The organism is Streptococcus infantis, from assembly GCF_047464415.1.
Classification (GTDB): Bacteria; Bacillota; Bacilli; order Lactobacillales; family Streptococcaceae; genus Streptococcus; species Streptococcus infantis_AE.
Genome location: NZ_JASHBX010000006.1, coordinates 1 through 17,948, shown reverse-complemented (window position 1 = coordinate 17,948; position 17,948 = coordinate 1). Strand labels below are relative to the sequence as shown.

Below are 17,948 nucleotides of genomic sequence, written 5' to 3'. Positions count from 1 at the left end.
ACAAAAACTCAAAAAATTAGCACTCTTTTGTTAAGAGTGCTAAAAATCAGTCTGAGGACCTAGAAACTATTGTCAATCAACCAGATATTTCCGTTTAAGTCTATAAAAACTATAGATTAGATAAGTAATCATGAGAGCATATAGGGCAAAAATAAGGAAGAAAGACTGAGAGAGACTTTCGCGAAACAGACTCATACAAACAACAAGACCACCAGAGATAGAAACTGTAGATGTACGAAGTCCAGATTTCACACCATCCCATCTAAGACGATTGTTCATAAAAATTTGATCGTTCGGAACTAAATCATCAGTTGCCTTTCGAAAAACAGAATAAGAACAATTTTCCACAAATTCCCATCCTCTATCCTTAATACTTTGTAAATCTACCTCATTTTTTCTAAGATAGCTAGTATTCCATACACAGTAAACCACATCATCTGGTTGGCATTGCTCAAAATAGAAAAAGCCAAAACGATTTGCTTTATATCTCCAACCTTTCAAATGCATCTCATGCAAATACTCTTCTACCTTATCCAAATCAAAAATGATAAACATTCGAAATTGTACTTTGCTATTCATTGTCTGACCTCCAAATTAGAAAACATGCATGGTTTTATTTATCAGATAATTCTTTCCACTTTTGAATCAATCTCCAAAAAATATAAGAAATCTGAATCGCGAAAACTATCAATAAAGTACAGTCTATGATAACAATCAAAAACATTCCCCAACTGAAATAACTTCTTCCACTGAGTAACTTTGAGAAAACCGGTAGTAGCGCTGAAAAGAGAAGCAAAACAGGAAGCATCCGCATTGTTAAAATCTTCTTGACCATTGCTAACTTCCCGGACGCGTCATTATAAATTTCAAACTCGGCATCCGACTCAACTCCAGAATAAAGCTTTCTAAAGTAGGAAAAACCATTAAAGTTTGTAATATGCTCCCAGCCACAGTCTTTATATAATTGTAAATAGGAAGCTCTCTCTGATTTTTTCATAGGATAAAAGTCCAACTGATAAACCACCTGCTCCGGTTGGCACTTTTCAAAAGTATACTTAACCGCAACTACTAAGTTAGAATAGCTTACTTCCTTAAGTTTCCAGCCCTGAGCATGCATTTCTCCGAGATAGAGAGCCTCTCTATCATAATCCGCAATGGTAGCAATTCTATAAACAACTTTCTTTTCCATCAAAGCTCCTCCCGACTGTTTCTGTAGAGTCGTTCAATACGTTTCAACTCAATCTCTAAAACTTTACGGCCCAAGTCTGTTATCTGATAGATTTTTCGTTTTTCCTCTTCTCGGACAAAGGAAATCAAACCATCCTTTTCCATCTTTGACAGGGTTCCATACATAGTTCCAGGACTAATCGAAACCTGCGAATCTGTCATTTCTTTGACCTTTTGCGTAATACCATAGCCATGGTTCTCCTTTTGCAGACAAAACAGAATATAAAATCCCGTTTCAGTCATGGGAAGGTAGACACGCCTAATCTTATCTGTTAATTCCATTTAACCAGACCTCCTATTTAGTTTGATATATCGCACTTCGTTATAGAGAATATATCACACCTCGATATAAAATGCAAGAAAAAAAGATCGTCCTCACGGACAATCTTTTTGATTTATCATTAGTAAAGATCTAGGTAGTTATCAATTTCCCATTGTGAGACAAAAGTTGCATAGCTTGCCCACTCGATGCGTTTGGCTTCAAGGAAGCTAGTATAGATGTGCTCACCTAGAGCTGCTTTAACAACTTCGTCTTCTGTCAAAGCTTTCAAAGCATTGTGAAGAGTTGATGGAAGGTCTGTGATGCCAGCCTCTTTACGCTCTTCAGCAGTCATCATGTAGATATTTTCTTCGATTGGTGCTGGTGCTTCGATTTTATTTTCGATACCGTTCAAACCAACTTCTAAAAGAACAGCCATAGCAATATAAGGGTTTGCCATTGGGTCCACTGAGCGCAACTCCAAACGTGTTCCCATTCCGCGTGATGCTGGTACGCGAACAAGTGGTGAACGATTGCGACCTGCCCAAGCGATGTAAACAGGGGCTTCGTAGCCTGGCACCAAACGTTTGTATGAGTTAACAGTTGGGTTCATGATAGCTGTATAGTTGTAGGCATGTTTAATCAAACCACCAAGGAAGTAGTAAGCAGTTTCTGATAACTGCATTCCTTTTGGATCATTTGGATCAAAGAAGGCGTTGTTTCCTTCCGCGTCAAACAAGGACATATTGCAGTGCATTCCTGAACCAGCTATACCAAATTTAGGTTTAGCCATAAAGGTTGCATACAAACCATGTTTACGAGCAATGGTTTTTACAACAAGTTTAAAGATTTGAATCTTATCACAAGCACGAAGAACTTCATCATACTTAAAGTCAATCTCATGTTGACCTACGGCAACTTCGTGGTGACTGGCTTCTACTTCAAATCCCATTTTAGTCAAGACATTTACAATCTCACGACGAGTGTTATCAGCAAGGTCTGTAGGCGCCAAATCAAAGTAACCACCCTTGTCATTCACTTCAAGAGTTGGGTCTCCATTTTCATCAAGTTTAAATAGGAAGAATTCTGGCTCTGGTCCAAGGTTGAAAGATTTGAATCCAACTTCTTCCATATGACGAAGAGCACGTTTAAGATTTCCACGAGGGTCTCCTGCAAATGGTTCCCCTTCTGTTGTATAGACATCACAAATCAATCCTGCGACACTACCGTTCTCATCTCCCCATGGGAAGACTGTCCAAGAGTCCAAATCTGGATATAGATACATGTCTGATTCATTGATACGGACAAATCCTTCAATAGAAGACCCATCAAACATAGCCTTGTTTGACAAGACCTTGTCTAGTTGTTCATCTGTAGCAGGAATTTCGACGTTTTTCATAGTTCCCAAAATATCTGAAAACATGAGACGGATAAAGGTTACATTTTTTTCCTTAACTTCACGACGAATATCTGCAGCTGTGATTGGCATGGTTTTTCTCCTTATATATGACGACTTGCGGTTGCCTAACCGCGACCAAAAGGCGATTGTTGAGAAGCAAAGCGACTTTGCTGGAGAACTTCATTCCGAAGCGCTCTACGCACTTCAGTTTGACTCACTGGTTTTTTAGACTTCGCCTCACGTTCAGCATATTTTTTCTTGATGGCAGCAATGTTCAGACCTTCAGAGATATAATCTTTAATCTCAAGCAATCGATCCATGTCATTCAAAGAATACATACGGCGATTGCCCTCGTTGCGATCAGGCTTAATCAATTCCTGGTCTTCATAATAACGAATTTGGCGCGCCGAAAGATCGGTCAGCTTCATAACACTACCAATAGGAAAAACTGCCATATTGCGACGAAATTCTTTTTCCTTCATGTACACTTCCTTCTTTCTGTCTATTATAGTCTAAAAAAATTCAATCGTCAATCAATAATGTTATATCTTGTGACATTATTTTGTTTTTTTCAGTAAAATGATCCGTAAACGATCAATATCGTAATTTACAAGAATTGCTACAAAAACACCCATAAATGTTTCAAAAACTCGGGCAAATACGTACAAAACAGTCTCACCGCTTGGAATTGATAAGGTAATAATCAACATAGCCGCAACTCCACCGATAACACCTGCTTTATTGTTCATAGCAACATTTGTCATAATGGTTAACATGGTGCAAATTGGAACAACTAGGAGGGTTACCCAGAAGGCTCCGTGAAAAAGATTATTTAAGAGAAAGAAAATCAGGGCATAAAAACCACCGATACTATTTCCGAGAATACGAGAAGTACCAAAATGAACACTCTTGTCAAAGTCTTCTCTTAAACTAAAAACCGCAGTCAAGGCTCCAATCTGAAGTCCTTTCCAGCCAAAAAAACCAAAAATCATGAGAACTAAAAAAACAGCGATCCCTGTCTTGAAAGTTCGCATCCCTAACTTAAACTTGGATTTGTCAAATCTATACTTTTTAAAATAACTCATCATTTCAACTTTCTATTTCCATTTTACCATAAATTTACCTATTTTTGAGAAGGGGATGCAATAAACTGATGGAAATAGAAAAGAGAAGGAACTTAATCCTTCTCTCTTATAATCAATATTCTATTTTTAGAACAAATACATGAAAGCTAAAGTCAAGAGACTAGCGAGTAAGCCCACTCCCCAGAAGAAGAAGTCGACCTTCCACTCACTCCAAGCTTGGCCTTTTCCAGAAAAGCCCCCCAACTCAAAATGATGGTGAACTGGTGTCATACGGAAGATACGTTTTCCTCCAGTCAACTTAAAGTAGGTGACTTGCATCATAACAGATGTTGTTTCAAAGACATACACTAGACCAATCAAAAGCAGCGTCCATTCTTGGTGCAATGCCATAGAAATAGCGGCCAACATCCCTCCAAGAGCAAGACTTCCGACATCTCCCATAAAAACTTTAGCAGGCTTATGGTTAAAGACAAAGAAACCAAGAAGACCACCAATCATAGCAAGAATCACTAGGAGAATATCCAATTGGTTTTGTACATAAGCAATGACTCCATAGGCAGATAGGCTAATCACTACTGAGATACTTGCCAAGCCATCAATTCCGTCAGTCAAGTTAACAGCATTTGAAAAACCAACCAACCAGAAGAGAGCAAAGAAAATGTAAAGAACGCCTAAGTGCAATGGATAACCAAATACATTTAAGACATCCCCTCCTCTTTCATAAAAGAGATAGAAGATAACTCCTCCTACTAATTGAAGCAAGAGCTTTTGTTTAGGATTGAGCCCTTCATTGATTTTACGAAAAACCTTGAGGAAATCATCTAAGAAGCCAACCAAACCATACAAAACGAGAATAAAGAGGATCATTCCGACATTGTTGGTTAGTTGATTAGTCAAAAGTGCAAGAACTAAACTAACTAAAACACTTGTTACGAGGAAGACTATTCCTCCCATTGTTGGCGTCCCAGCTTTTGCTTGGTGCTGTTTAACATCCTCATGCATCTGTTGACCAGTAATTTGTGCTTTACGGTAAAAACGGATAAAAGCTGGAATTCCTACCACTGTAAGAACAAAAGTAAGGATCCCAGGAAAGATAGAAACTAGCATTCTAATCTCCTAATGTTATTTTTATTTTCTGTAAATCTTTTAAAGCTGTATTAGAACGAACACTTTGTTTTTTAACAATTTCTCCTGTACCTTCAAATTCAACTTCAAGATTCAACCATTTGGCAAAGGTTTCAACATTTTTCTTAGACCAGCCATATAAGTCAGGCATCTCCTCTACCTTGTCAGAGAGTAGTAGAACTTTTTCATTAGCATCTAGATTGGTTCCTTCTGATACTGAACTTTCTTTAATTTTTGTTCCGGAACCGATAACAATTGGTTGAACAAGGTTACGTCGTAGCTCTTCAGCCAAATCTCCAGCACTATAATCCTTAGTCGCAGGCATTGCATAGTTAGTTGTTGATGTTACCTGATCCAAGTTCTTAGCTGTAGATTGAAGATTGAGAGATTCCTTCATGGCAGAAGCTCGTTCAAGAATAGGATTAGCAAATTCTCCAAACCAAGGGTTAGAAAAGTGTTCTGGCTGTTGAACTGTTACGTAAAGAATAAAATCAGGATTTTCAGAAGGATGCATGGTTACTACAGAAAAGATATAATTGGTTTTCCCAACTAAATATCCTCCGTTTTGCTCATCGGCAATTTGAGCTGTTCCAGATTTGACAGAAACAGTCTGACCAGGAACAGTAACGATTGGTTTACCGGTAAGTTTATTGTACATTGTACCATAAACAGGATCTGTACCAACCAAAATCATATTTTCTCGAGTCAGACTAGCCGCTTCTTTAGAAACAGGATTCCCTACAACCTCCCTCTGCGATTTACGAACAGTCTGATCATTTGGATCATAGAGGGCACTAATAAACTTCGGCTCTAGCATGACCCCATCATTAGCGATTGCTGTAAAGGCACGAAGCATCTGGGTCTGAGTAACAGAAATCCCTTGACCAAAAGAACTCATGGCAATACTAACGATATTGTCTTCAGGCAATTGTCCGGCATATTCATCACTCATCCCAAAACGAGTAGGAACACCAAATTTGAAACGACTGAGATAGTCTAACCAAGTGGCATCCCCCATTTTTTGCTGGAGCAAGGTCATACCGACATTACTCGAGTGATCAAAACCTTGTGAGTATGTCATTATACTTCCAGCTGATAAGCCATCATTCACATCCCAGTCCTTAATAGTTGCATCTGCTATTTTTAATTCGCTACTATTAAAGTATTCTCCACCAGGGAAGGTGTTGTTATCTATAGCTGCTGCTAAGGTCATGACCTTCATGGTTGAACCTGGTTCATAGTTACTTTGGTAAAGGATATCACGCCAGACAAAGTCCTCTGTAATCCCTTCTTTGGTATCAGCATCAAAGGTCGGTCTTTGAGTCGTGGCCAGAATTTCTCCTGTCTTGGCACTAACCAAGGTCGCAGTCATATACTTGCCTTTTAGTTTTCCTTGGAAGGCATCCATTTGACTTTCCATAAAGGACTGCAAAGGACTAGATAGGGTCGTATAGACGTCTTTCCCGTTTACGGTCTGTTGGGTGACTTGTTCTGTACCAGGAACAATATTACCTAGACGGTCTTTTTCGTAAGTAATAATACCATCTGTCCCTGCCAATAAACTATTTAAGGAACTCTCGATACCCGATGTCCCAATTAGACTTTTCGTGCCATCTTCATTTTCATGTAACTGTGCTAAACCAATAAAGGATGAGGCAAATTTTCCATTTGGATAACTTCGATTTGGACTAGTCGTAAAATTAATACCCTCAACCTTAGCAGATTCTAAGTCCTGTTTAATGGACATCATATTAGCATAGGTAATCCCATTTCCTTTAGCACCAAAAGAAACCTGTTTGAGATTCGGTTGAGAGAGTTGATCTTTGACATAGGTCTCCTCCATATCCAAGTACTTATGGAAAATTTCGGCTACCTTATTGTACTGAGATTCCTCAACATATAGAATATCTCCATTAGCTGATTTATAATCCTTATCAATGATAGCATAAACATTATAGGACGTTGCATCTTCTGCAATCGGAGTTCCATTACGATCATAAATGGTTCCCCTCTTAGCAGGGACTGTTCGAGTTGTTTGATGAACCTTATAAGCTTCTTTGACCAGGTCAACACCAAACTTCTTTCCCGTACCAATAATCACCGCAAAGTTAACCAAAAAAACAGCAAAGAGAATGACAGCCAAGAGACTAAGGCTTTTTCCAACTCGTCTGCGGTTTTCTAGAGGAGTTCTGCGATTCTTAATGGCAAAGTGTATTATTCTTTCTTTCCAGGTTTTCATATACTACTCCGCCGATCGGATATTTTCATTATTTAACTGCAACTCTTGCGAGTCTGCAATTCCTGTCAAGCGTTCTGATCGGATCAATTCATTAACTTCTTGCTTGGCATCATCTAGTTCGGTCTTCTTTTCTTCGATTTGATTATTAACTGTTGTTAACTCACTCTGAACTTGCAGGAGTTTTGTTTGCATATAGACAACACTTACTGCTAAGATCAGGGCTGTGATAGCAATTGAAAGGTAAAAGGCCTTTTCAACACGCGAAAATTTTTTTATACGAGCTTGTAGCAATTGGCTCGTTGTTCCTCTGTTTTCTGCCATTATTTCCTCTTACTTGTGAATTTTTCTTGCCACTCGAAGCTTGGCTGAGTGGGAACGATTATTGGCTTCCAATTCTTCCTTGCTTGGTAAAATCGGTTTACGAGATACTAATTCCATCTTTGGCTTGAGATCGTCTGGAATAAAAGGCAAACCTTTAGGAACTTCAACTGTAGAAGCTTCCTTAAATAACTGTTTGGTCAAGCGGTCCTCCAGCGAATGAAATGTGATGACTGAAATTCTTCCATCAAGAGCTAGAAGTTCAATCGCCTGCTGGATTGATTCATCCGCAGCCCCCAGTTCATCATTGACCTCTATACGGATAGCTTGGAAAATTTGTTTGGCTGGGTGACCTTTTTTCTTGAGCTCCTTAGCCGGTTTGGCAGATTTGATAATCTCTGCCAACTCGGTCGTTGTCTCGATTGGTTTAAGCTCACGCGCCTGTTCAATTTTTCGAGCAATCTGTTTGGAAAACTTGTCCTCTCCATATTTGAAAAAGATTCTTACCAAATCATGGTAGTCGTAGTGATTAACGACTTCATAAGCGGTCAAACTAGCTTCCTGATTCATGCGCATATCCAGTGGTGCATCCTTCTTATAGGAAAAACCACGTTCACGCTGATCTAACTGCGGGCTTGACACACCTAAATCATAACAAATTCCATCAATTTCAGTCACACCTAAGTCATGTAAGCGGTCCTTCAAATGACGGAAATTATCCTTGATGAAGGTGACCATGCCCTTTTCAATGTAAGGCGCCAAACGTTTTTGTGCATTATCAATAGCGTTTTGGTCCTGGTCAAAGGCATATAAATGCCCCTTCTCACTTAACTTACTTAATAAATACTCGCTGTGTCCTGCTCCTCCCAAGGTCGCATCAACGTAAATACCATCAGGTTTTACATCTAGCATATCAATGGTCTCATGGAGCATGACCGTTACATGATGAAATTCTTTTGTCATATCTTATCTATTTTACCACAAATCCGACTAGCTTGCACTCACTAAAGCTAAAACATTCCACTGTTGCTTTATTCCTTATACTCGACAGGCTTCTCAGCTACTTGAGCTAGCCCTGAGTCTACTTCTGGATTCAGGTGATGATGAACTGCCTCTGCCACTGCTCTTGGTATACCAACAGCGACAATCTCATCCACACTGGCTTCCTTGATTTTTGTCAGAGATTTGAAATATTTCATCAAATTCTGCTTGCGTTTTGGACCCAGACCTTCAATTCCATCCAATTGAGAGGAAAAGGAATTTTTAGAGCGCAGTTGACGGTGGAATGTAATGGCAAAGCGGTGCACCTCATCCTGAATGCGTTGCAAGAGGAAAAATTCCTGAGAATTACGAGACAGCTCTACCACCTCAAGCGGATCTCCAAAGAGCAATTCATGGGTTTGGTGCTTATCATTTTTTTGCAGACCTGCAATGGGAATATCTAACCCCAACTCTTCTTGAATAACCTGCTTAGCGATATTAACCTGACCTTGACCACCATCAATAACAATTAAGTCAGGCGGGGTCAAGCCATCACGTTGAACTCGACCATAGCGTCTGCGGATAACCTCTCGCATACTTGCATAGTCATCTGGCCCTACAACTGTTTTTATCTTGTACTTGCGGTAATCCTTCTTGCTAGGTTTACCATTGACAAAAACAACCATAGCAGAGACTGGACTAGTCCCCATGATATTGGAGTTATCAAAGGACTCGATACGGACTGGGGTTGGAATTTGTAAAAGTCGCCCCAGATTTTCAATAGCCCCTTGAGTCTTCTCAACTGATTTTTCTAGTAAGTTAAACTTCTGCTCCAAGCTTACACGCGCATTTTTGATAGCCAGATTAACCAGTTGTTTTTTCTCCCCACGTTGGGGCTTGAGAATTTTGGTATCCACCAAAGCCTTAACGGCCTCTTCATCAATATCCTGAGGAATCAAAATTTCATTGGGAACCAGATGAGATTTTTCTTGATAAAACTGCCCAACATAGGTCAGAAAATCTTCATCTGGATCATTGTAGTAAGGAAAAAGGTTGACATCACGCTCAATGAGCTTACCCTGACGGACAAAGAAAACCTGAACACACATCCAGCCCTTGTCTACATAGTAGCCAAAGACATCACGATTTTGGAGATCCTTGGCCATAACCCGTTGCTTGGTCCGAAGAGTGCCAATGGCCTGAATCAAATCACGGTATTCCGCTGCACGTTCAAACTCCATACTTTGGGCTGCCACTGCCATTTTACCCTTGAGATCATCAATGATTTTGTCATCCTGCCCCTTTAGAAAATCAGAGACTTCTTGAGCCATGGCTTTGAAATAAGCCTCGTCTTTCTTACAAATGGTGTGAGCCACGCACTGGCCGATATGGTAATAAAAACAGACCTTAGACGGTGGATTAGTACACTTACGAAAAGGGAAAATCCGATCCAATAGCCGTTTAATTTCATTAGCTGCGCCCACATCCGGATAGGGTCCAAAATAGAGACCTCCGTCTTTCTTGACCTGACGGGTGATAATCAAGCGAGGATAGCGCTCATTGGTAATTTTGATGAAAGGATAGGACTTGTCGTCCTTGAGCATAATATTGTATTTAGGCTTATTTTCCTTAATCAAGTTGATTTCCAGAAGGAGGGCCTCAATATTGGATTCCGTAACAATAAACTCAAAGTCCACAATTTCAGACACCAAGGCTTCTGTTTTGGTATCATGACTCCCACGGAAATAGGACCGTACACGGTTACGTAGATTTTTAGCCTTTCCTACATAGATAATCGTACCATTTTTATCCTTGTGAATGTAACAACCAGGGCTGGTCGGCAAGAGCTCTAGTTTTGATTTAATCAAGTTATTCATAGTTCCATTATAGCAAAAAGCCCCCTTCATTGCTTACATCAAGGAGCTCTATTTTTCGTTTGAAAATCACTTACTCTCCAGACTCATATAGTTCTTGAACTGCTTGAACATCTTGAGCCTGAATACCATAATAAGAACCTGCTGGCTGCATGACTGACACTTCATTAGTATGTTCCAAGCCAATGGCATGTCCTAGCTCATGCTCTGCCGTATGCAAGATACGATCATAGGTATAGCCATAGTTTGGATTGGATAGATAATAATGATTCAAACGAACTGTTACTGAAGTAAATTGTTTGGTTAGGAGATTTGTCTGGCTCTCTGCCTCACCAGCAACAGATGTGGAACCATCATTCATTTCAGTCGCAAAAATAGTTGCTTGGTCAGGTTCTGTCACAAGTACAAAATTAAAAGCGCCAGTCTGATTCCAATTGGCAATAGCCTCAGCGTAGGCTTTTTGGAAGGTTGCATCCATTTGAGGATCAATATAAATTGTCGCCTGTGCTTGGGGCCATTTTACTCCTGAATCTTGATGATGATCAGTCTGAGACAAACCTTGCAACTTACCAGTTTCTTGCCATTGATGCCAGCCTGCTTGACCAACTTGAACAAGTTGCCCCGCTTGATTGAAGATACCAGATAAATCCCCTGTCATATACCAGAGAATCCCTAAAGCAATGAGAATTAAGACTACAAGAGTCCACACAAGGCGCCAGAACATGCGCCAAATCCCTAGTAACAATCGACATAGAACACGAATAATCCAGAACATGATTTCCCGCCTTTCCTAAAAAAATAAGAATCCATCTTTAAACCATGGATTTCCATTCTAAAGATAGATTCCTTATTTTACTTGAGTAAGCTGAAAGAAAACTAAAACTAAGACAAGCGTTCTTCCAAAACAAAATCAATTGGCAAGGTAGCCAAAAACCGTTCCAATTGTTTTTCCCAATAATACCACTCGTGGGTCCCTGCACTGTGGCTATAGGTCACATCAAAACCAAGTTTCTTGAGATTCTTCACTGCTAGATTATTGGCAGCATACAAGAAATCTTGTTCACCACACCAAGCCCAGAGCTTGGTTTTCTTATCAGACTTTTTAGCGAGTGTTTCAAGTGAGTAAGGGCTATTCACCCAATCATTAACTTTACCAAAAACACCTCGCCAGTAAGCAAGCGACCCAAGATTTTGACTTTCTGGAGAAAACTCTTCGAAACTAAGAGCACCAGAAAGACTAGCTGCATGTGAGAAACGATTGGTTGATAGGGCCAATTTGAAGGAACCGTAGCCTCCCATTGAAAGGCCAGCGATAAAAGTCTTTTCACGCTTGCTAGACATATTAGGGAAGAAACGTTTGAGCACTTTAGGCAGTTCTTCTGCTAGAGCTGTATAGTAGTTATAGCCATACTGAGTATCTGTGTACCAACCGTTACTTGTATTAGGCATGACAACAATCAGATTAGTCCCTCGCACCAAGCGCTCTACATTGGTCCGTTTGAGCCAGCTATTATGATTCCCTGACATCCCATGTAAGAGATAGAGGACAGGAATATCCGTAGAATCTGGCTCCTCAACCCGAGACGCATCTGGGTAGAGAACATTCACTCCCCACTCCATATCTAAAACTTCTGAGTAATACTCAATCTTCATTACTGCCATAACTTGCTCCTTATTCATTTAAGATAAGAAAAAGCCGAAACTCGACTTTCTCTTGCTATTTGATCCTATTTTGCTTCCATGACTACTGGTAAGATAGCTGGGCGACGCTTGGTTTGGTCAAAGAGGAACTTGGCCAAATGATCACGTACCTTACCTTTGAGTTCAGCCCAGTCAAAATCTTCACCTTGTAGATAGTCTTCTACTGTTTGATTGACTAGCTCTGTACTTTCGCGCAAGATATCACGGCTCTTCTTGAGATAGACAAATCCACGCGTGTGCACTCGAGCTCTAGCAATGATTTTTTTCTCACGACGGTTAACAGTGATAGCCACGATGAAAATCCCATCTTCTGACAAGACCTTACGGTCACGAAGGACGACATTACCGACATCTCCGATGGCATTCCCATCAATCAAGACATCGCCTGCTGTAACTGCACCAGATGGAACAAAGTCCCCATGCTCGTAAGACATAGTAGTCCCTTTTTTAGGAATAAAAATACGTTCTGGTAGCATACCAACTGCCATAGCAGCCTTAGCATGGGCATCCAACTCACGGTATTCTCCCTGGATTGGGAAGAGATACTGAGGTTGCAAGAGATTGATCATCAATTGCAAATCACGCGCATTCCCATGTCCTGACACACGCAAGCTATGAGTAATTGGCTTGACAACTCCACCTGCTTGGTAGACCATATTTTCTACACGTGCCATAACCGCTTCCTTGGCGATTGAGGGTGTTGTAACGATATAAACTAGGTCACCTTCTTTGATTTCAACATAACGGTGACGACCGATAGACATCTTGCGTAGGCCGTTAATGGGTTCACCCATACGTCCAGTTTCAAGAATGATCAACTCATGATCTTCAAAACGAGACATATCTTTTGGTTTAATCAAAAGATTTTCACTTGCTAAAGACAATTTTTTCAGACGAATAGCTGTACGGACGATATTTTCAATGTCAAATCCTGTCAAGACAACACGACGTCCTGTCTCCGCAGCTGCGTCAAAAACCTGCTGGATACGGGAAAGATTACTTGCAACTGCAGCAACGATGATACGTCCATCCCAGTCAGAGATGGTTTGCGTGATTTCTACACCAACTTCATTTTCACTGGCTACTTGGATATTGCTATCTGCATTCGCAGAATCACTTAGAAGAGCCAGGACTCCTTCACGACCAATTTCGGCTAAACGTCCAAAGTCAGTAGCATAGGATTCACTAGCTGTTTGGTCAAACTTGAAATCTCCTGTATAGACGATGTTGCCTTCAGATGTTTTCAAGACCACACCCAAACTTTCTGGGATAGAGTGGGTTGTACGGAAGAAGGATACTACCGTTCCGCCAAAATCAATCTCTGTATTTTCATCAATCACATGGAAATCATCAAATTTCTTGACGCTGTCATTTCCCTTAACAAATAGTTTAGCCAGTTCGATGGTCAACTCTGAGCCAAATACAGGAACCTTAGCTTCTGCCAAGAGATAAGGGAGGGCGCCAATCGCATCCGCATGCCCGTGTGTTAAGAAAACCCCAGCAATACGATCGCTATTTTCAAACAAATAGTCCATGTTGGGAATAACGACATCGACACCCAACTGTTCATTTTCAGGATATTTCAAACCTGCATCTAATACAAAAATCGAGTCGTTAATTTCTGCGATGTACATGTTCTTACCATTTTCACGTACACCCCCAAGTGTTGTTAATTTAATAGTATTCATTTTTCCTCCGAATAGTCACTTCAACTGTTTGTAGAGCTTTAAAAGCTCTCTTTTTCTGAAAGTCCAATTCACTTTCAGCCGAATCTTTTCCATTCATTATACCATTTTTTTACTAATTTTCAAAATGAATCTTACAGATAATCGTACTTCAACTACCTCTTTCCGTTCAATAACGGACAAAGCAGCACTAACAAGAGGGGCAAATGAGACAATTGTTGCTCCCATCCTGTCTAATCTTCAAATAAGTCAGCAACATTATAAAGCACTTCGCAGTCACAGTAGGCTCCATTTGCTTCTAAAAATCCCAAAATCACTTCAACTTCTAAATCACGCTCTTTTAGAAAGGATCTAGTCAAGGTAAAATCAGCAGGACAAGTCAGCGACTCTAACTCCTGATCCAAAAAATCAAACAAATCTAAAAAGAGCTCCCTTGTTATCGGTAAACTAGCTTCAAATTCTTTCTTCTGTTGTTGCTTATACTCTGCCAGTAATTTCTTTTTCTTCTCTTTATCCATTTTCTCCTCCGACTAACTTCTCTGGTACTTTTGATACTAATACTCAATGAAAATCAAAGAGCAAACTAGGAAGCTAGCCGCAGGTTGCTCAAAGCACCGCTTTGAGGTTGCAGATAAAGCTGACGTGGTTTGAAGAGATTTTCGAAGAGTATAACTTTCTTCAACAAGGTTCAACAGTCCTTCACTCCTCTCATTATAGCACTAAATTCCTTTCATTGAAGAGGTTTTTGTTAGCAAACAAAAAAGAGTCAGCAAGCCAACTCTTTCTATCTCTATTCACTTTTTTCCATTAAGAAATCATAGATTTCCTGAACTGTTCCAAGCGCCATAATCTCTTGATCTTTAACAGTTTGTTTCAGCTTTTGATAAATCTGACTCTCAGCTATATCACGCTTTTCAGCTTCTTTATTCACCCTCATGACTCCATTTTCAATGGTCACAAAGCCAAGCTCTTCAAATATCTGAATCATTTTGACTAACAAGATTTGCTCAATCTTGAGAAAGGTCGCCAAATCCTTGAGTTTATAGCGAATATCAAACTCTGGGAACTGATAGATGGTTTTATACAATTTTGCAAACTGCTCTCTAGTGCCATAGCCCGTCAAATAGTAAGCCTTGGCTATATCATTTTTAAAGTAAAGAGCTGAAAATTCCTGCTCCTGACAGATTTTCTTAAGGAGGGATATATCCTCAGGAATATTCTTAACGACAATAGCTGAACAAGAGGTCACATCAGGTAACTCTTGCGTAAAATCCAAAACGGCTACCCCTTCTGGTAACAGGGCATTCTTGCCACGAATGTTAAAGAGCTGGACACCTTCTACACGGGCATCAACCATCATCAACTGCAAGCTTGTTTGTCCATTCCATTGGTTAACAGAGAGAGTCACTGCCAATTCCAGTTGCTTGGTCTGTGAGAATTCAGTCGCCCATTTACCTTGACCAAAAGCGACCACCTCAAAACTAGCCTCACCTTTGGAAATTTTCAGCTTGAGATGAGCATTACCAGCCCCCATAATTCGAGCATTCTCAACTTGGAAATCTCGAATATAGAAGACAGGTTTTTGGTTATCCATCCCAAAAGGAGCTAGACGTTCAAAACTTTTCACCGTCTCCAGACTCAAGGCCTCTAAATCCAGTTCTTCGTCTAAAAATAGATTGTTTTTACCTTGGGCATCTGCACCTTTTTCTCGGATATATGCTTCCAAAACATCAGACAAGACTTCCAACTTATCCACTTCGAGGGTCATACCTGCAGCACCTGCGTGACCTCCAAATGCGATAAACAGTTCTCGATGTGGGTCCAAGGCTTCAAAGATATCGACTGCTTCTATGCTTCGAGCACTTCCCTTGGCGCGTCCATCTTCGATATTTAGCACAATAACTGTCTGACCTAGTTCTTCCAACAAGCGTCCAGCTACAATTCCAAGAACTCCCGGATTCCAGCCTTCTTTAGCCAAAACTTGAACACTTTTATCAGGATCCACCATGCCCTTGGCTTCATCGTAAATGGACTGAACAACTTCCTTACGTTCTTCATTCTTTTGATGAATCAAAAGGGCGATTTCATGCACTTCCTCATCGTCAAATCCAGTCAACAAATCAATAGCTGGATTAGGATCATCCAAACGTCCTAGAGCATTTAAACGCGGTGCTAACTGAAAACCAACTGTCTCTTCTGTCACATCACTACTCGAAATCCCAGCGATTTCAAACATTTCTTGCAATCCCATTCGCTGAGTATTGCGCAAGACCTCAAGACCATATTGGACCATGATACGATTTTCGTCCGTCAAGCTGACCATGTCGGCAATTGTCCCAATTGCAACCAAGTCTAACAAATCAACCTGTACTTCTTCCAAAAGGGCACAAGCTAGCTTAAAAGCGACCCCACAACCAGCCAAATGTTTGAAAGGATAGTCCGCCCCTGGATGTTCAGGATGGATAATAGCATAGGCATCTGGTGAAACCTCAGGCATAGAATGGTGGTCGGTCACAATGACGTCCACTCCCATAGACTGGGCCAAATCAATGGCTTCATGCCCTGCCACACCATTATCCACCGTCACAATCAAAGACACGCCCTGCTGTTCGATAAAATATTTGTAGACACTGGCATTTGGACCATAGCCATCCGTAAAGCGATTGGGAAGATAAACCAGGCACTCAGCACCCAACTGTTCTAAACTTTCCTTAACAATGGAAGCCGAAGTCATCCCATCCGCATCGTAGTCCCCGTAAATAAGAATCAGTTCCCCTTGTTCAATAGCATGGCGAATCCGCTCCACTGCCTTTTCCATATCATTTAAAAGGTAGGGATCAAGCAAATCCTCCAAAGAAGGTTCTAAAAATTTTTTCAGACTAGTCTCATCCTGAATGCCTCGTTCAAATAACAAACGAGCTACTTCAGGGCCCAAACCAGCTTTCTTAGCTATCTTTGTAAAATCCGCATCCTCAACTTGCGGAGCGAATTGCCAATTATAAGTAGGAATTATCAAAAAAATCATCCACTCTTTCTTACGATTCTATCTCTTTATTATAACATGATTTCCAGTTTTTCTCTTGATTTTCTTACTAAGCTGATGACTCTTCATCGTTCTAAACAGCCACTTATAAAACATATACATGACAAAGTGTCATTCCTTTTTTTACTTGACTTTTGCAATTTCCCCTCAGATAAGGTATAATAATTGTGTTGTCTTTTGGGGTCGTTACGGATTCGACAGGCATTATGAGGCATATTTTGCGACTCGTGTGGCGACGTAAACGCTCAGTTAAATATAACTGCAAAAAATAACACTTCTTACGCTCTAGCTGCCTAAAAACCAGCAGGCGTGACCCGATTTGGATCGCTCGTGTTCAATGACAGGTCTTATTATTAGCGAGATACGATCAAACTTTGTCTAGCAGTTTGATAAGAGATTTATAGACTCGCAGTTTCTAGGCTTGAGTTATGTGTCGAGGAGCTGTTAAAACAATACATAACCTATGGTTGTAGACAAATATGTTAGCAGGTGTTTGGACGTGGGTTCGACTCCCACCGGCTCCATTATATTTAAAAAAAGGCGGTGGGACAGAAATCGATTGACAAAGTCTCGATTTCGTATTCCCAGCCCCGCGAGGATGATTAGAACTTTTTGGAGTCTAAAAGACGAACAAAAAAGTTCAATCAGCTATCGCGTCAAAGTTTAATTGCTAATAAAAAGTGAGGTCGGGATCTTTTTTATCCCAACCTCTTTTTGTTTACCTAGTTTACAAGGCTCTATCTCCATATTTTAAAAATAAACAGTCACCTTTTATTTTTCGTGATCCTACTAATGATACTCGATAGAAATTTCTCCACTTCAATTTCTTTATTTTTCTAGTATTTTAGAAATTTACTTTTTACCACTTTTCCCATTAAGTAGCCCAATCATAACCACCCGTCAAACGGGTGGTTTGTACCAGGGCTATAAGCCCAAATTACCAGCCAGCGCCTAAAGACGCTGGCTTTCACGTTGTTCAAGCCTTATTGCTCTTGACTCGTCACTTGCCTCT

Annotated in this window: 16 protein-coding genes and 1 other RNA gene; 1 reads left to right on the top strand and 16 read right to left on the bottom strand. The window is 40.3% G+C overall.

Annotation, left to right across the window (positions count from 1 at the left end; all coding sequences use genetic code 11):
- Positions 1-72: 72 nt before the first annotated feature.
- The 16 genes from QM460_RS04630 to recJ form a co-directional block, all read right to left on the bottom strand.
- Positions 73-579, bottom strand: a complete 507-nt coding sequence (locus QM460_RS04630; protein WP_049508277.1) for a DUF2812 domain-containing protein — start codon at positions 577-579, stop codon at positions 73-75.
- A gap of 34 nt (positions 580-613) precedes the next feature.
- Positions 614-1,189 (bottom strand): DUF2812 domain-containing protein, encoded by a 576-nt coding sequence (locus tag QM460_RS04625; RefSeq protein WP_414289375.1) that lies wholly within the window; start codon positions 1,187-1,189, stop codon positions 614-616.
- Positions 1,189-1,509: a PadR family transcriptional regulator gene (locus QM460_RS04620; RefSeq protein WP_049508281.1), complete on the bottom strand. Its 321-nt coding sequence runs from the start codon at positions 1,507-1,509 to the stop codon at positions 1,189-1,191. The genes QM460_RS04625 and QM460_RS04620 overlap by 1 nt, the downstream gene beginning before the upstream one ends.
- A 119-nt stretch (positions 1,510-1,628) precedes the next feature.
- The gene (gene glnA / locus QM460_RS04615; protein WP_414289374.1) at positions 1,629-2,975 is read right to left on the bottom strand and encodes a type I glutamate--ammonia ligase; all 1,347 of its coding nucleotides are present in this window, start codon (positions 2,973-2,975) and stop codon (positions 1,629-1,631) included.
- Positions 2,976-3,010: 35 nt separating this feature from the next.
- Entirely contained in the window at positions 3,011-3,367 is a 357-nt protein-coding gene (glnR, locus tag QM460_RS04610) for a transcriptional repressor GlnR (RefSeq protein ID WP_000659543.1), read from the bottom strand.
- Between the two features lie 75 nt (positions 3,368-3,442).
- Positions 3,443-3,970, bottom strand: coding sequence for an FUSC family protein (locus tag QM460_RS04605; RefSeq protein ID WP_414289373.1), 528 nt, complete (start codon positions 3,968-3,970; stop codon positions 3,443-3,445).
- Positions 3,971-4,096: 126 nt separating this feature from the next.
- On the bottom strand, positions 4,097-5,077 hold the full coding sequence (gene mraY / locus QM460_RS04600; protein WP_414289372.1) for a phospho-N-acetylmuramoyl-pentapeptide-transferase: 981 nt from the start codon (positions 5,075-5,077) through the stop codon (positions 4,097-4,099).
- 1 nt (position 5,078) lies between these two features.
- Positions 5,079-7,334, bottom strand: coding sequence for a penicillin-binding protein PBP2X (gene pbp2X / locus QM460_RS04595; RefSeq protein WP_414289371.1), 2,256 nt, complete (start codon positions 7,332-7,334; stop codon positions 5,079-5,081).
- Between the two features lie 3 nt (positions 7,335-7,337).
- Positions 7,338-7,655: a cell division protein FtsL gene (gene ftsL, locus QM460_RS04590; protein ID WP_006144939.1), complete on the bottom strand. Its 318-nt coding sequence runs from the start codon at positions 7,653-7,655 to the stop codon at positions 7,338-7,340.
- A 9-nt stretch (positions 7,656-7,664) separates the two neighbouring features.
- Positions 7,665-8,615, bottom strand: coding sequence for a 16S rRNA (cytosine(1402)-N(4))-methyltransferase RsmH (gene rsmH, locus QM460_RS04585; RefSeq protein WP_075230631.1), 951 nt, complete (start codon positions 8,613-8,615; stop codon positions 7,665-7,667).
- Between the two features lie 68 nt (positions 8,616-8,683).
- Positions 8,684-10,510 (bottom strand): excinuclease ABC subunit UvrC, encoded by a 1,827-nt coding sequence (uvrC, locus tag QM460_RS04580; RefSeq protein ID WP_414289370.1) that lies wholly within the window; start codon positions 10,508-10,510, stop codon positions 8,684-8,686.
- Positions 10,511-10,580: 70 nt separating this feature from the next.
- Positions 10,581-11,282 (bottom strand): M57 family metalloprotease, encoded by a 702-nt coding sequence (locus QM460_RS04575; protein WP_414289369.1) that lies wholly within the window; start codon positions 11,280-11,282, stop codon positions 10,581-10,583.
- Between the two features lie 107 nt (positions 11,283-11,389).
- Positions 11,390-12,169, bottom strand: coding sequence for an alpha/beta hydrolase (locus tag QM460_RS04570; RefSeq protein ID WP_414267390.1), 780 nt, complete (start codon positions 12,167-12,169; stop codon positions 11,390-11,392).
- Between the two features lie 65 nt (positions 12,170-12,234).
- The gene (locus tag QM460_RS04565; protein ID WP_414282514.1) at positions 12,235-13,896 is read right to left on the bottom strand and encodes a ribonuclease J; all 1,662 of its coding nucleotides are present in this window, start codon (positions 13,894-13,896) and stop codon (positions 12,235-12,237) included.
- Positions 13,897-14,126: 230 nt separating this feature from the next.
- Positions 14,127-14,411, bottom strand: coding sequence for a DUF2695 domain-containing protein (locus QM460_RS04560; RefSeq protein ID WP_414289368.1), 285 nt, complete (start codon positions 14,409-14,411; stop codon positions 14,127-14,129).
- 272 nt (positions 14,412-14,683) lie between these two features.
- Positions 14,684-16,909 carry a single-stranded-DNA-specific exonuclease RecJ gene (recJ, locus tag QM460_RS04555; protein WP_414289440.1) on the bottom strand — a complete coding sequence of 742 codons (2,226 nt, stop codon included), beginning with the start codon at positions 16,907-16,909 and terminating at the stop codon, positions 14,684-14,686.
- A gap of 206 nt (positions 16,910-17,115) precedes the next feature.
- Here recJ and ssrA point away from each other — a divergent pair.
- Positions 17,116-17,463: a transfer-messenger RNA gene (gene ssrA / locus QM460_RS04550) on the top strand.
- The last annotated feature ends 485 nt before the right edge of the window (positions 17,464-17,948 follow it).